Genomic DNA, 13,888 nt, shown 5'->3' on the forward strand with positions numbered 1-13,888 from the left:
CGTCCGCCGTCACCGGGAGAGACCCGGATCGGGAGGAGGACACGTGAAGGTCGACATCGCGACGCTGCAGTCGATGGCCGGGCAGTGCCGGGCGGAGGCAGCGGAGACGACGGCCCGCCAGGCAGGGCTGTCGAGCAGCATCAACACCTCGGTGCTGGACGGCTGGACCGACAGCCAGGCGGCGGTGCGCTTCACCGAGCTGTACGAGCAGTGGCGCCTGTCCGCCCAGGGGGTGGCCGACGCGCTCACCGGCATGGGCGGCCTGCTCGCGGGGGTCGCCGACTCCTACCAGCAGCACGAGGCCGACATGGCCGCGAGGATCGGCTCGCTCCTGTGACCTCTGCCGTCAGGAGCGGGAGGGCGGGGATCTCACGGCGTCGCGGGCGCCGGCACGCCGGGGCGGCGGTGCCGCCGCGCCAGCAGCCGGCCCCGCAGCTCCGGCACGCGCTCCCACGGCAGGATCGACAGGATCGCCACGCAGTGCGGCAGGAAGACGATCGTGACGCCGGCGTAGACCATCAGGTGGAAGCCGATGAGGAAGACCACCAGGGCCACCCGGGCCCGGTCGCGCCAGACGAGCAGCAGGAGCACCGCCAGCGCCTCGAGCACGATCATCGCCCACTGCAGCGCCTCGAGCAGCCAGGGGGCGTCCAGCGTCCACTCCGACAACGAGGTGCCGCGGCGGATGACGGCGCGGGCGAGGGTGGCGCCGGTGGGCCAGTCCCAGCCGCCGAAGCGGATCTTGGCCCAGGCCGCCAGGAAGTAGGTGAGCACCACGGCGAGCAGGACCGCAGCCATCGCGAAGCCCGCGGCCTCGGACCGCCGGCGGTCCCGCCAGCGGGCGACGCCGACGGTCGGCAGGACCGCGAGCAGCACCAGGAAGGCGATGCGGTCGTGGTCCACCTTCCCGTAGCTCATCGCGATGACCATCCACTCGAGGTAGAGGAGGAACACCGCGGTGCCCAGGAGGCGGGGAGCGCGCCCGGTCGCCGCCGCCAGCGCGGTGAGCAGCAACGCCCACTGCACGACGGTGACCACCGTGCGGGTCGGGGTGGGCAGGGGGAGCAGCTCACCGATGGTCAGCGGCGCGTACCACTCCGGCGGGACGTCGGCGTGCGCCCGGACCCAGGCGGTCGTCAGCCACACGTCGACCCAGATGAACAGGTAGGCGATGGTCCGGACGACCGCGATGCGGGCCAGCGGCACCGGGCGGAACCACCAGCGCGCGCCGAGCGGGAAGGCCCGGGCCGGCTCGGCAGCGGACGAGGCGGGGGCGGCGGGGGAGGAGGCGTCGGAGCGGTTCACGGGATCGGTTCCAGGTCGTGGTCGACGACGACCGTGTCGGTGTACTCGCCGGTGCGCTGACCGTCGACCAGTTCGAAGCGACGCTGGACCACTCGCACCTCGACGAGCGGCTCGGCGCCGGGGTGGTGCTCGACGTAGGTCTCGGCGAGCAGCCCGAGCAGTTCGGGGTGGGCACGCATCCGCGGCAACTGGCCCTCGAACTCGGCGCGGCGCAGACCCACCTCCCCTCCGGACAGGCGGACCTCCTGGCCGGCCTCGGTGAGGCCCACGACGCGGGTGGAGACGACGGGGGCATCGGGATCGGCGCGGGTGGAGTACATGCGGAAGGGACCGAAGGGGAAGTCGGAGTCGTCGCCCCAGACGGTCCCGGCCATGACGACCGCGAACACCACGGCGGTCACGGCCAGCCGCACCCGACGAGAGGCCGAGGAGAGGCGGACCACATCCGTTCCGGTGGTGTCCTCGGCCGTGGAGAGCAGGGACACCGCAGCATCGTAGGATCGACGCCCGTCCAGACGGGTCACCGACGCGTGCGCGGGCGCCGCTCCCCGGGTCCTGCCCGCGGCGCTGCCTCGCCCCCACCGGTGGCCACATCAGCAACGACGCGGGGAGCGCCCACATGCAGTTCGGTCGGTACTACGAGGAGTTCGAGGTCGGGGCGGTCTACAAGCACTGGCCCGGCAAGACGGTCACCGAGTACGACGACCACCTGTTCTGCCTGATCACGATGAACCACCACCCGCTGCACCTGGACACGCACTACGCGGCCGAGACGACCGACTTCGGCAAGAACGTCGTCGTCGGCAACTACATCTACTCCCTGCTGCTGGGCATGAGCGTCCCGGACGTGTCGGGCAAGGCGATCGCCAACCTGGAGGTCGAGTCGCTGCGGCACGTGGCGCCGACGTTCCACGGCGACACCATCTACGGCGAGACCACGGTGCTGGACAAGACGCCGTCCACGTCCAAGGACGACCGCGGGGTCGTGTACGTCGAGACGATCGGCTACAAGCAGGACGGCACGGTCGTCTGCATCTTCCGGCGCAAGGTGATGGTCCCCAAGCGCAGCTACGGCGAGGCGCGCGGTGGCGAGCAGCCCGGTCGCCCGGAGCCCGTGGCGCGCTGAGCCGCGACGCCGGCGGCGGCACGACCGCCGTCGCCGGCGGCCTCAGCGGGGGAGCACGCCCCAGCTGCCCAGGCTCTCCAGCAGGCCCGCGGTGCAGGACAGGTGGGCCAGGTCGGCCGCGGCGGCGAAGGTGACCTCGTCGGCGTCGTCGCCGGCCACGGGCACCGCCGTCGGGTCCAGCAGAGTGCACGCCAGGTCCGCGACGTCGTAGACGACGCCCGGCCCCGGGATCCGCACCCGGCCGACCACCGCCCCCGCCCGCACCGGCAGCCCGGTCTCCTCGAGGACCTCCCGCTCGACTGCCGCGACGAGCGACTCGCCCCGCTCCACCCGGCCGCCGGGCACCGACCAGAGGCCCCGTCCGGGCTCGGTGCCCCGCCGGATCAGCAGCAGCCGCCCGGCCGCGTCGTGCACCACCGCGCCGACGCAGGCCACGACGGGCACGGGCGCCGACTCGGGCACGGACTGCGGCACCGACCGGGGTACGGGCTCGGGCACGGGCTCGCCGGTCCCGGCACCGGGTACGGGCGGCTCGGGCACGGGCACCCGGCGGACGCTACGCGGCTCGCCCGGCGCCCTCCGCTTGACGAACCCCCGACGGCCACAGGACGGTAACGACGATGAGCGCTTCACCGGTCTGCCCCCGCTGCGGCGAGCGCCTCGCCGTCCGCCCCGGGGACACGGCGCAGGCCTGGTGCCACCTGCACGGGGCGGTGACCCCGCTGCACCACACGGCGCTCATCGCGCACGACGCCATCGCCGCGGTCACCGCCGACGCGCGCGTGCCGGCCTGGGTCCCGGACCCGGTTCCCGCTGGCTGGTCGGTCACCGGCATGGCGTGGGGCGGTGAGCCGGGGGCGCGCGCGATCGTCGTCGACTGCGCCGGCCCGGCGCCCCTGGGCGGCTCGGCGGAGCTCGTGCTCGTCGCCGAGGAGCCGGGCACGGGGGTCGGCTGCGGCTATGCCGGGCTGCCGGGCCTGGACCCGGGCGACGTGATCACCGGGCCGTCGTCGGCGGCGGTGGACGCCGCCGGCCAGCGCGCGCCGCTGTGGGCGGTACCGACCACCGACGACCGGGCGGCCTTCGTCGGCGAGGCCTACGGCGTCTGGCTCTGGCTGGTCATGTGGCCGATGTCGGCGGCGTGGCTGCTCGCCGAGGAGTTGGAGCTCATCGACCTCCGCGAGCGCGTCTATCCGGACCTGCCGCTCGGGCCGCCCAGCGAGCACCTGCTGCCCGGCCGCTAGCCCGAGCGGACCGCAGCGCCTCGGATCCAGGTCGGCGTGTCCCCGGCCGAGGCCGGTGCGGCCCGTGTTACCCATGTGACCGGCCCGCCCGGGCCACCCCGGCGGCGCCTGACCGCCGGTGCCCTGAGCGCCCGCGGAGGTGACCGTGAACCTCAAGAAGATCCTCACGTGGGTGATCGTCGCCTTCCTCGTCTTCTACGTGATCCAGGCTCCGGAGCGGTCGGCGGAGATCGTCAAGAGCGCGGGGGAGACCCTCGGTGACGCCGCCGCGTCGATCGCCGACTTCTTCGAGTCGCTGATCTAGGCCGGCATGAGCGACCCGGCGCCCGACCTCCGCCCCGAGCGGTGGCGCAAGGACGCGGACAAGTACCTGCTGCCCGGGGAGCTCCCGCCCGTCGTCGCCACCCGGCGGCACTGGGCCGTGCTGATCGTGCCGGCGCTCAAGGCGCTGCCGGTCCTGGTCCTCGGCGGCTGGCTGCTCGTGCTCGACCCGGACAACCGGGCGACCAGCACGGCCGGCCTGCTGGTCGTCGCGGCCGCGCTGGTCTTCCTCGCTCTGCGCGCCGGCGAGTGGTGGATGCGCCACTTCATCGTCACCAACCGCCGGGTCCTGCTGACCAGCGGCATCGTCGTCCGCACGGTCGCTCTGCTGCCGCTGCGCCGGATCACCGACCTCACCTGGAAGGAGACCCTGTTCGGCCAGGTGCTGGGCTACGGGACGTTCCGCTTCGAGTCCGCCGGCCAGCAGCAGGCGCTGTCGGAGATCACCTTCCTGCCGCAGGCCGACGTGCTGTACCGCCGGGTCAGCCAGCTGCTGTTCGGCACCGACGGCGCCGACGGCACCGGGGACGACGAGGACGGCGGCGCGGGTCCGGTCGCGCCGCGGGCCGTCGCCCCGGGCGCACGGCAGGACACCCAGCCCATCCCGCGTCCTCCTCAGCCCTCCTGACCGGTCCCGCCGGCCGTACGGCAGGCTGACCGGTGATGCGGATCGACCTCCACACCCACTCGTCGGTCTCCGACGGCACCCAGACGCCGGCGCAGCTCCTGGCCACGGCCAGCGACGCCGGCCTCGACGTCGTCGCCCTCACCGACCACGACACCACCGACGGGTGGGCCGCCGCGGCCGCCGCCCGGCCCCGCGGGCTGACCGTCGTCCCGGGGATGGAGCTGTCCTGCCGCTGGCTGCGGGCCGAGGGCAACCCGATCAGCCTCCACCTGTTGGCCTACCTGTTCGATCCCGAGCACCCCGCTCTGGCCGCCGAGCGCACCCGGCTGCGCGAGGAGCGGCTCAGCCGCGGGGAGCGGATCGTCACGTCCTTGGCGGCGGCGGGCCATCCGGTCGAGTGGACGCACATCGTCGCGGCCTCGCAGGGCGGGGTGGTCGGCCGGCCGCACGTGGCCCGGGCGCTGGTCGACGCCGGCGTGGTCGGCTCGGTCGACGAGGCCTTCGCCGACCTGCTGCACCACGGCAGCCCGCACTACGTCGCCAAGGCCGACACCGACGTGCTCGCCGGCATCCGGTTGGTCCGGGCGGCCGGCGGGGTGCCGGTCTTCGCCCACGGCCTGGCCACCAAGCGCGGCCGCGTCGTCGACGACGCCGCGATCGCCGAGATGGCCGACGCGGGCCTGCTCGGGCTGGAGGTCGACCACCCCGACCACAGCGACGCCGAGCGCGCGCACCTGCGCGGCCTGGCCGCCGACCTCGGCCTGCTGGTGACCGGCTCCAGCGACTACCACGGGAGCAACAAGGCGACGCCGATCGCCGCCTGCACCACCGCGCCCGACCAGCTGGAGGCCCTGCTGGCCGCCGGCACCGGCAGCGCGCCGCTCACCGACTGAGCTCCGGACGTGTCGGTACCGCCGGTTAGCGTGGGCGGCATGGGGAGCGACCAGCTGGAGATGCCGGGCATGCCGCGCCGGCTCTTCCCGGCCACGCCCAGCAAGCTCGCCACCTTCTCCGACTGCCCGCGTCGCTACCGGCACGCCTACCTGGACCGGCCGACCCCGCCCAAGGGGCCGGCGTGGGCGCACAACTCCGTCGGCTCGGCGGTGCACGCGGCTCTGCGGTCGTGGTGGGAGCTGCCGCTGCGGGAGCGGACGGCGGGAGCGGCGCGGCAGCTGCTGTACGGCGTCTGGTCGACCGCCGGGTTCCGCGACGCCGACCAGGCGCAGCGGTGGCGGTCCCGGGCCGCCGGCTGGCTGACCGACTACGTGGGGGGCCTGGACCCGGCGGAGGAGCCGGTCGGTACCGAGCGCCAGGTCGCCGCCACCACCGAGCGGCTCGCGCTGTCGGGCCGGATCGACCGGATCGACCAGCGCGGCGACGAGCTCGTGGTCGTCGACTACAAGACCGGCCGCCGACCCAGCACCGACGACGAGGCCCGCGGCTCGGCCGCGCTCGCCGCCTACGTGCTCGGCGTCCGGCGGACCCTGCGCCGCCCGTGCAGCCGCGTGGAGCTGCACCACCTGCCCTCGGGCACCGTCGCGGCGTTCGACCACACCGACCGGTCGCTGGCCAATCACGTCCGCCGGGCAGAGGACACCGCCGAGGACATCGAGCGGGCCACCGAGGCGCTGCGTGCCGGGGAGGACGCCGACGCGGCGTTCCCCGCCGTGCCGGGCCGCCAGTGCGGCTGGTGCGACTTCCGGGCGAGCTGCGCACCGGGCCGGGCGGCCGGGCCGCAGCCCGAGACCTGGATCTTCCTGGCGCCCGAACCGGCCGACGACGAGGTCGCGGCGCCCGTTCCGCGCTAGGCGCTGACCGGCACCGCCGACGCCGTCCGCTCGATGCCGGTCCGCACGATCGGCGAGTGCCGGAGCCGCGTCGGCAGCGCGAGCAGCCCCTGCCGGAACGCCCGCAGCGCGCCGGTCGCCGCCGCGTCGGTGAGGCCCAGACCCGGCATGGAGAACAGCTGCCTCGCCCACGGTGGCAGCAGCGCGAAGCCGAGCCCGGCCAGCCCGCCCCACGCCGGGCGGGCCGGGGTGAGCAGCTGCACCCAGGCCGGCATCGGGGGGAGCAGCAACCGCCGCACGGCGTCGCGAGCGGCGGCGGTCGCGGCCAGCGACGGCCGCACGTCGGCGAACCAGGCGTCGAGGCCGGCGACGGTGCGCGGCACGGCGTCCTCCGGTACCCCCACGAGCACGGCGGCGGCGACCTGCTCGGTCACGTAGCGGTCGGCGTCGGCATCGGTCAGGCCGAGGCCGCCGCGGCGGGCGGTCGACAGCAGCGACTCCACCTCGCAGTTGTGCACCCACAGCAGCAGGTCGGGGTCGTCGACCCGGTAGGCCCGGCCGCTGTCGGACTCGACGCCGCCGAAGCGGGAGTGCAGCCCGCGCACCCGGGCGACGGCCCGGCGCGCCTCGGTGCGGGTGCCGAACGTCAGCGTCTCCACGTACTGGCCCGTGCGGATCAGCCGCTGCCACGGCTGGTCGCGGAAGGCCGCCGAGTTGCGGGCGACGCCGTCCATCGCGACCGGGTGCAGCGCCTGCAGCATCAGCGCGCGCAGACCCCCGACCGAGTAGCTGGGGTCGGCGTGGATCCGCCAGGTCACGCTGTCGGGCCCGAAGAACCCCTCGTGGTCCTCCTCGGGGGTCCAGTCGCCGGGGCCGGGCAGGGCGGTTCCCGAGCCGGTCACGGGCGTCCCGCCGAGGCGGCGTCGGAGTCCTCGTCGGCGGGCGAGACCGACACCGACGTCCAGAAGTCCTGCAGCAGCGCGAGGGTCTCCGGCGGGTTCTCGATCGCCGGGGAGTGGATCGAGCCCGGGATCACCGCGTGCCGGGCGCCCAGCCGGCGGGCCATGTCGGCCTGCGCGGCCGGCGTCCAGGCGTCGTCGGCCATCCCGTGCGCCACCAGGACCGGGATGCCGGTGGCGGCCAGCTCGGCGACGCGGTCGGGCTCGGAGGTCATGGCGTCGGCCATGCCCCGCAGCCCCGCCGCGGAGTTGGCCAGGAACCGGCGGGCGTAGAAGGCGCGGGTCGGCTCGGGCACGGCCTGCGCCTTGGGGTCGGTCATCGACAGCTGCTCGAGCGTCTCGTGCACCAGCGGCACGCCGCCGCGGTCGAGCAGGGGGCCGAGGTGGTCCAGCAGCGCCACCCGCGGGCCCACCAGCTCCGACGGCCCGGACCCGAGCAGGGTGAGGGAGCGGAACGCCGCGGGCCGGGAGAGGACCGCGGCCCGCGCCACCAGCCCGCCGAAGCTGTGGCCCAGCAGGTGCGGGACGCCGGTCTCGCCGGCGAGCACGCGAGCCACCGCGAGGAGGTCCTCGGCGAGCTCGGCCACCGTGTACCGCGCGGGGTCGTCCGGGCCGGGCGACTCGAACTGCCCGCGCTGGTCCATCGCGACCACGCGGTGACCGGCGGCGCTCAGCGGGGCCAGCAGCGGGGCGAAGTCCTCCTTGCTGCCGGTGAAGCCCGCCACCATCAGCACGGTGCCGCGCGCGCCGTCGCCCCCGGTGTCCAGCGCGGCCAGCGGCCCCGCGCGCCCGGCGAAGGTGCGGGCCGCCGCGTCGTGGTCGGCGAGCTGGCGCAGGTCGTCGGGGGCGATGGAGAGGGCGATGCGGTCGTCGGAGCCGCCGGGCAGGACCATGCCCCCAGTGAACCGCGCGGCCGCCCGGGATGCCGCTCCGGCCCTCTAGCGGTGAGCGAGCACCCGGTCGGCCAGCCGGTAGACGACCACCGGGCCGACGGTGGCGGTGCTGCCGCCGGCCGGCAGCTCGTCGTCCACCGTGCTGCGGCCGATCTCGGCGCCGGTGCGGGCGTCCCGGGAGACGAACGCGCCGTCCTCGGGCACGAGCACCGGCGGGCCGAGGACCTCCAGCGCCTTCTCGTTCCCGGCGGCGGGCAGCCCGGCCGACGGCACCGACCACAGCAGCCGGCCCGCGGCCTGGTCGAGCGCGTAGGTGGTGCCGCGCGTCCAGACGAACAGGGCGCCGGCGCTCTCCACCACGGCGGGGGGCGGGTCATCGGGACCCGCGGGGGGCAGGCCGACGGCGGGCAGCGGGGAACCGTCGGTCGCCCGGAACAGCTGGAGGGCGTCGCCGGCCACGACGGCGACCAGCCGGTCGCTCCCGGCCAGCGCCACGGGGACGGCGGGGTCGGGCAGCACCAGGTCCTGGCTCCAGGAGTCCTCGCCGTCACCGCGCCCGAGCCCGCGCAGCCGCAGGGTCCCGTCGCAGGACTCGAGGAGGACGACGGCGGTGCCGCCGACGTCGCCGTCGTCGATCCGGCAGCCGTCGGACGCGTCGGCCCGCCAGCGCAGGGTGTCGCTGCCGGGGTCCACGACGACGACGCCGGTCGGGGCCGTGGCCAGGACCATGCCCGGGGAGCTGGTCAGCGTGACGTCGGGGCGCAGGCTGAGGTTGCGCGTCCACTGCCGGACGCCGGTGCCGGCGTCGAGCGCCACGGCCTCGTCGCAGCGGTCGGCGGTGGCGAAGACCGCGACCGCCCGCCCGTCCACGGCGGTGAGGTCGCACAGGCGGGCGTTGGACCGCGTGTAGTGCCAGGCCTCCTCGCCGGTGACGGCGTCGAACGCGCGGACGCCGTGCTCCTCACCGACGAGGACCCGCCCGTCCTGCACCGGCAGCGCCGGGACCGGTCCGCCGTCGGCGGTCCAGATCCGCGAGACGGCCGCGGCCGGCGCCCCCTCGGGGACGTCGGCCGCGGGCGCGGTGGTGCTCTCCGTCGCGGCGGCGTCCGAGCCGCGCCACAGCAGCGCGGCCGTGACCACCAGCGCGAGGGCGGCCGCGAGCCACACCCACACCCTCAGGGGCGGGCGGCGCAGTCGTGCGGGGAAGGCCGGGCCCATGTCCGGAACCGGACGGAGGACTAGGCGGCGGACTCGGAACCGCCGCCGCCCGAGCCCCCGTCGCCCGAACCCCCGTCGGACGAGCCGCCCGAGCCGCTGCGGCCGGCGCCACCACGGCGGCGGCGACGGCGCGGCCGGGACGGGCCCTCGCCGGGCTCACCCGCGGCCGCCTCCGGGCCCGACGGGGCGGCACCGTCGGTGGCCGCCGCGGCGCCCTCGGCGGCCGGGCCGGCGCCGCGGGTGCGGCGGCGCGGCCGGCTCGTGCGCGGGCCGGCGGGGCGCTCGGCCTCGTCGGCCGGCGCGCCGGAGCGCGCCGGGCCGCGGCTGCCGTCCCGGCCCGCGTCCCGGCCCGCGTCCCGGCCGGTGGTGGGCCGGTTGCGCTTGCCGGTCTCGCCGAGGTCCTCGAGGGTCTCGCCCTCGAGACCCTCGCGGGTGCGCTGGGAGCGGGGCAGCCGGCCCTTCGCGTTCTCGGGCACGTCCAGGTCGGTGTAGACCCACGGCGAGGTGGAGTACGTCTCGGGCGGGTCGTCGAAGCCGAGGTCCAGCGCCTTGTTGATCAGCTGCCAGCGCGGGATGTCGTCCCAGTCGACCAGGGTGACGGCGATGCCCGTGCTGCCGGCCCGGCCGGTGCGGCCGATCCGGTGCACGTAGGTCTTCTCGTCCTCGGGGCACTGGTAGTTCACGACGTGGCTGACGCCGGTGACGTCGATGCCGCGGGCGGCGACGTCGGTGGCGACCAGGACGTCGACCTTTCCGCTGCGGAAGGCGCGCAGCGCCTGCTCGCGGGCGCCCTGCCCGAGGTCGCCGTGCACGGCCGCGGCGGCGAAGCCGCGGTCGACGAGCTCGTCGGCGACCTTCTGCGCGGTGCGCTTGGTGCGGCAGAAGACCATCACCAGGCCGCGGTCGCGGGCCTGGAGGACGCGGGAGAGCAGCTCGGGCTTGTCGAGGTTGTGCGCCCGGTAGATGAACTGGGTGGTCTGCGGGACCGTGCTGCCCTCGTCGTTGCCGTGCGCCCGGATGTGCGTCGGCTGGGTCATGAACGACCGGGAGAGGGTGACGATCGGCCCGGGCATGGTGGCCGAGAACAGCATGGTCTGCCGCTTCTCGGGGACCATCGCGAGGATCCGCTCGATGTCGGGCAGGAAGCCCAGGTCCAGCATCTCGTCGGCCTCGTCCAGGACGAGCACCTTGACCTTGCCCAGGATCAGGTCGCCCCGCTGGGCCAGGTCCAGCAGCCGGCCGGGGGTGCCGACGACGATCTCGACGCCCTTCTGCAGCGACTCGATCTGCGGCTCGAACGCCCGGCCGCCGTAGATGGCCTGCACGCGGATGCCCCGGCGGGTGCCGGCGGCGCCCAGGTCGCGGGCCACCTGCACGCAGAGCTCGCGGGTCGGGACGACGACGAGCGCCTGCGGCACGCCGTCCCCGCCCTCGGCCGGCGGGACGACCTGCTGCAGCATCGGCACGCCGAAGCCGAGGGTCTTGCCGGTGCCGGTGCGCGCCTGACCGATCAGGTCGTTGCCGGCGAGCGCCAGCGGGAGGGTGAGCTCCTGGATGGCGAAGGTGCGGTGGATGCCCACCTCGGCCAGCGCCGCGACGATGTCGGGGTGGACGTCGAAGTCGCTGAACAGCGGGCTGTCGGGGGCGACGGGCGCGCCGCCGAGTTCCTCGACGGACTGCTCGATCTGCTCCGGGGCCGGTGCGCCGGTCTCGGCGTGGTCGGTCTCGGGCGTGGTGGGGGTGCTCTCGATGGACGTCAGTGGTCTCGCCTCGGTCTGCTGGGGGAGCGGGCACCGGTGACGACGGCGTCGTCGTTGCGGTCCGCTCCGCGGTCGGGGGTCGCGGATCTCGTTCCAGCGCCGACGCGATCGAGTGGACCGGGCGGGGAGCGGGGCTCCTGCCCGGGAGACCTCCCCGGTACCCGGAGCGTGGCGGGTTCGGCGGGGCGTCGTCCAGACGTGTCAGCGCACGTGGATCTGGCGGACCGTAGGGCCCACCGACCCCCATGCTAGCGCGCGAGGCGATTAGCCTCGCCTGCGCCGCGTGTGGAGCACCCCCTCCGGGGGCATCTCCGATGCTGCCCCAACCCGAGGAGCCCCTCCGTGACCACGGTCGAGACCCGCGCCGTCGTCGACCTGCTCGGCGCGCTCGCCTACGCCGAGCTGACCGCGTTCGACCGCCTGGCCGAGGACGCCCGGCTGGCCCCGACGCTCACCGGCCACGCCGCTCTGGCCCGCATGGCCGCCGCGGAACTGGCCCACCACGGGCAGCTCACCGAGCGGCTGGTCGAGCTGGGGGCCGACCCGGTGCAGGCGATGGCCCCGTTCGTCGTCGCGCTGGACGCGTTCCACACCAGCACCCGGCCGCGCACGTGGCTGGAGGGGCTGGTCAAGGCCTACGTCGGCGACGGCCTGGCCGCGGACCTCTACCGGGAGATCGCGACCTTCCTGCCCGAGCCGGACCGGGGCCTGATCCTCGACGTCATGGCCGACACCGGGCACGCGGACTTCGCCGTGCGCGAGGTGCGCGCGGCCATCGCGACCAACCGGACGGTCGCCGGGCGGCTCGCGCTGTGGGGACGCCGCCTCGTGGGGGAGGCGATCAGCCAGTCGCAGGCCGTCATCGCCGAGCGCGACGAGCTCGCCCAGCTGATCGTCGAGGGCACCGGGGACCTCTCCGGGCTGGGCCGGCTCGTCGAGCGGATCACCAGCGCGCACACCGAGCGGATGAAGGCCCTGGGTCTCAACCCGTGAGCCGGGGGCGCACCGGGCCCGCCGGCCCGGCGACGCCCGCGGACCTGTCGCTGGTGTCGGCGCACCGCGGCGGCGCGGGCCGCGACGTGGCCCGCGAGAACACCCTCGAGGCGCTCCGCGACGCCGCCCGGTTCCCCTGCGAGTACGTGGAGTTCGACGTCCAGCGGTGCGCGGACGGGGTGTACGTCGTCCACCACGACCGCCACGTCCGCTCCGGGGACCGGCGGGTTCCGATCTCCTCGCTGACGTTCGGCGAGTTCACGCGGCACGCGGGCAGCTACCTCCTGCTCGACGACGCGCTGAACGAGCTCCGGGGGCGCAAGAAGGCCCACCTGGACTGCAAGCTCGTCTACGACACCGGCCACGGCGGCGCGCTGCCCGCCGGTTCCGACGTCCTTCTGGTCCGGCACGTGGTCCACCGGATGGGCGCGGAGAACGTCGTCGTCACGGGGCTGTCCGACGCCGCCGTGCGAGCGGTGCGGGCCTGGTCCCGCGAGCACTGCCCCGAGCTCCGGGTGGGCCTCTCGCTGAGCCGGGACGTCGGCGTGCGCGGGCTGGTCAAGCTCGTCACCGGGCGCCTGGACGAGGTGCTGCCGGGCCGGCGGCTGCGGGCCTCCGATGCCAACCTCGCCGTCTGCAAGCGGACCCAGGCCCGGCTCTGGGGCGCCCGCTGGGCCCGGCGTTACGGCCTGCCGCTGCTGGTGTGGACCGTGGACGACCCCGACCAGCTGCGGGCGTGGCTGCGCGACGAGCGCGCCTGGATGGTGACGACGAACTTCCCGCTGCGGGCGGTGGAGCTGCGCCGCGAGCTGGCGGCGACCGGGGCGTGACCGGCCGGGGAGCCGGGGCGCCGCCCGAGGGGCTCGCCGTCCGGATCGAGGGGGACCCCGGCGGCGCGACCGTCGTGCTCGTGCACGGCGGAGCGGACCGGGCCGGCACGTTCCGGCCCCTGCTCCCGCACCTGGGCGGCCTGCGGGTGGTCACCTACGACCGCCGGGGCTACGGCCGGTCGCTCGCGGCGGCGCCCCCCGTCTCGCTGGTCGACCACGCCCGTGACCTGCTCGGGGTCGTCGCCGCGCAGCCCGCCCCCTGCGCCGTCGTCGCCCACAGCCTCGGCGGGAACGTGGCGCTGCTCGCGGCCACCCTGGACCCCCTGGCGTTCCCGGCGCTGGGCGTCTGGGAGCCGGCCCTGCCGTGGGTCGACTGGTGGCCGCAGGCGACGAGGGACTACTGCGCTGCCGCGGCGGCGGCGCCGGACCCGGCCGCGGAGGCCGAGTCGATGGCCCGCGGCATCCTCGGCGAGGAGGGCTGGGCGCGCCTGGACGAGGACGTCCGTGCCGCCCGGCGGGCGGAGGGGCGGGCCTATCAGGTCGACCTGGCGTCCCAGCTGAGCGCGCCGTACCGGTTCACCGACGTGACCGTCCCGACGGTGGTCGGCTACGGCACGGCGAGCTCCGAGGACCGCCGCATCGGCGGCCCCTGGCTGCGCGAGCAGCTCCCCGACGCGCGGCTGTTCGTGGTGGAGGGAGCCACGCACTGGGGCCACCGCACCCACCCGGCGGAGTTCGCGCGGCTCGTGCGACGCGTCGTCGACCTGGCCGCGGAACGCCACCGGGGCGCCCCCTCGAGTGAGGAGACGCCCCGGTGAGGACGG

The 13,888-nt window shown here is 75.8% G+C and carries 18 protein-coding genes; 11 read left to right on the top strand and 7 right to left on the bottom strand.

Features of this window, described 5'->3' with window-relative positions:
• Nucleotides 1-43: 43 nt before the first annotated feature.
• Nucleotides 44-337 carry a WXG100 family type VII secretion target gene (locus tag BMY88_RS07115; protein ID WP_091941547.1) on the top strand — a complete coding sequence of 98 codons (294 nt, stop codon included), beginning with the start codon at nucleotides 44-46 and terminating at the stop codon, nucleotides 335-337.
• Nucleotides 338-369: 32 nt separating this feature from the next.
• Here BMY88_RS07115 and BMY88_RS07120 read toward each other — a convergent pair whose 3' ends face one another.
• Together BMY88_RS07120 and BMY88_RS07125 are read right to left on the bottom strand one after the other, a co-directional pair.
• On the bottom strand, nucleotides 370-1,305 hold the full coding sequence (locus BMY88_RS07120) for an MFS transporter permease (protein WP_170860986.1): 936 nt from the start codon (nucleotides 1,303-1,305) through the stop codon (nucleotides 370-372).
• The gene (locus BMY88_RS07125) at nucleotides 1,302-1,790 is read right to left on the bottom strand and encodes a hypothetical protein (RefSeq protein ID WP_091941549.1); all 489 of its coding nucleotides are present in this window, start codon (nucleotides 1,788-1,790) and stop codon (nucleotides 1,302-1,304) included. Before BMY88_RS07125 ends, BMY88_RS07120 begins: the two co-directional genes overlap by 4 nt.
• Nucleotides 1,791-1,924: 134 nt before the next feature.
• Here BMY88_RS07125 and BMY88_RS07130 point away from each other — a divergent pair, with 134 nt between their 5' ends.
• Nucleotides 1,925-2,431 carry a MaoC family dehydratase gene (locus BMY88_RS07130; protein WP_091941551.1) on the top strand — a complete coding sequence of 169 codons (507 nt, stop codon included), beginning with the start codon at nucleotides 1,925-1,927 and terminating at the stop codon, nucleotides 2,429-2,431.
• 42 nt (nucleotides 2,432-2,473) lie between these two features.
• Here BMY88_RS07130 and BMY88_RS07135 read toward each other — a convergent pair whose 3' ends face one another.
• A complete protein-coding gene (locus BMY88_RS07135) occupies nucleotides 2,474-2,977 on the bottom strand; it encodes an NUDIX domain-containing protein (protein ID WP_244524506.1) in 504 nt (167 codons plus the stop codon).
• A 74-nt stretch (nucleotides 2,978-3,051) separates the two neighbouring features.
• Between BMY88_RS07135 and BMY88_RS07140 the strand changes: the two genes are divergently transcribed.
• From BMY88_RS07140 to BMY88_RS07155, 5 genes are all read left to right on the top strand, one after another.
• Entirely contained in the window at nucleotides 3,052-3,675 is a 624-nt protein-coding gene (locus BMY88_RS07140; RefSeq protein WP_091941553.1) for a DUF6758 family protein, read from the top strand.
• Between the two features lie 145 nt (nucleotides 3,676-3,820).
• Nucleotides 3,821-3,979 carry a hypothetical protein gene (locus tag BMY88_RS23750; RefSeq protein WP_170860987.1) on the top strand — a complete coding sequence of 53 codons (159 nt, stop codon included), beginning with the start codon at nucleotides 3,821-3,823 and terminating at the stop codon, nucleotides 3,977-3,979.
• A gap of 6 nt (nucleotides 3,980-3,985) precedes the next feature.
• Nucleotides 3,986-4,624, top strand: coding sequence for a PH domain-containing protein (locus BMY88_RS07145; protein ID WP_091941555.1), 639 nt, complete (start codon nucleotides 3,986-3,988; stop codon nucleotides 4,622-4,624).
• A 35-nt stretch (nucleotides 4,625-4,659) separates the two neighbouring features.
• Complete coding sequence (locus BMY88_RS07150) at nucleotides 4,660-5,517, top strand: PHP domain-containing protein (RefSeq protein ID WP_091941557.1); 858 nt, start codon at nucleotides 4,660-4,662, stop codon at nucleotides 5,515-5,517.
• A 39-nt stretch (nucleotides 5,518-5,556) separates the two neighbouring features.
• The gene (locus BMY88_RS07155) at nucleotides 5,557-6,432 is read left to right on the top strand and encodes a RecB family exonuclease (RefSeq protein ID WP_091941559.1); all 876 of its coding nucleotides are present in this window, start codon (nucleotides 5,557-5,559) and stop codon (nucleotides 6,430-6,432) included.
• Here the strand turns inward: BMY88_RS07155 and BMY88_RS07160 are convergent.
• The 4 genes from BMY88_RS07160 to BMY88_RS07175 are packed head-to-tail and all read right to left on the bottom strand — an operon-like array spanning nucleotide 6,429 to nucleotide 11,061.
• Nucleotides 6,429-7,313, bottom strand: a complete 885-nt coding sequence (locus tag BMY88_RS07160) for an oxygenase MpaB family protein (RefSeq protein WP_244524507.1) — start codon at nucleotides 7,311-7,313, stop codon at nucleotides 6,429-6,431. The two genes, BMY88_RS07155 and BMY88_RS07160, sit on opposite strands and share 4 nt — an antisense overlap.
• Nucleotides 7,310-8,263 carry an alpha/beta fold hydrolase gene (locus tag BMY88_RS07165; RefSeq protein ID WP_091941561.1) on the bottom strand — a complete coding sequence of 318 codons (954 nt, stop codon included), beginning with the start codon at nucleotides 8,261-8,263 and terminating at the stop codon, nucleotides 7,310-7,312. Before BMY88_RS07165 ends, BMY88_RS07160 begins: the two co-directional genes overlap by 4 nt.
• Nucleotides 8,264-8,308: 45 nt before the next feature.
• Nucleotides 8,309-9,481: an outer membrane protein assembly factor BamB family protein gene (locus BMY88_RS07170; protein WP_091941563.1), complete on the bottom strand. Its 1,173-nt coding sequence runs from the start codon at nucleotides 9,479-9,481 to the stop codon at nucleotides 8,309-8,311.
• A 20-nt stretch (nucleotides 9,482-9,501) separates the two neighbouring features.
• Nucleotides 9,502-11,061: a DEAD/DEAH box helicase gene (locus BMY88_RS07175; protein WP_244524508.1), complete on the bottom strand. Its 1,560-nt coding sequence runs from the start codon at nucleotides 11,059-11,061 to the stop codon at nucleotides 9,502-9,504.
• Between BMY88_RS07175 and BMY88_RS07180 the strand changes: the two genes are divergently transcribed.
• From BMY88_RS07180 to BMY88_RS23755, 4 genes are all read left to right on the top strand, one after another.
• Nucleotides 11,054-11,281 carry a hypothetical protein gene (locus tag BMY88_RS07180; RefSeq protein WP_091941567.1) on the top strand — a complete coding sequence of 76 codons (228 nt, stop codon included), beginning with the start codon at nucleotides 11,054-11,056 and terminating at the stop codon, nucleotides 11,279-11,281. The genes BMY88_RS07175 and BMY88_RS07180 overlap by 8 nt on opposite strands.
• Nucleotides 11,282-11,583: 302 nt before the next feature.
• On the top strand, nucleotides 11,584-12,234 hold the full coding sequence (locus tag BMY88_RS07185; protein ID WP_170860988.1) for a ferritin-like fold-containing protein: 651 nt from the start codon (nucleotides 11,584-11,586) through the stop codon (nucleotides 12,232-12,234).
• Entirely contained in the window at nucleotides 12,231-13,064 is an 834-nt protein-coding gene (locus BMY88_RS23305; RefSeq protein WP_139220419.1) for a glycerophosphodiester phosphodiesterase, read from the top strand. Before BMY88_RS07185 ends, BMY88_RS23305 begins: the two co-directional genes overlap by 4 nt.
• Nucleotides 13,061-13,882: an alpha/beta fold hydrolase gene (locus BMY88_RS23755; RefSeq protein WP_170860989.1), complete on the top strand. Its 822-nt coding sequence runs from the start codon at nucleotides 13,061-13,063 to the stop codon at nucleotides 13,880-13,882. Before BMY88_RS23305 ends, BMY88_RS23755 begins: the two co-directional genes overlap by 4 nt.
• Nucleotides 13,883-13,888 lie beyond the last annotated feature (6 nt).

This window comes from Trujillonella endophytica (genome assembly GCF_900110555.1).
GTDB classification, from domain to species: domain Bacteria; phylum Actinomycetota; class Actinomycetes; order Mycobacteriales; family Geodermatophilaceae; genus Trujillonella; species Trujillonella endophytica.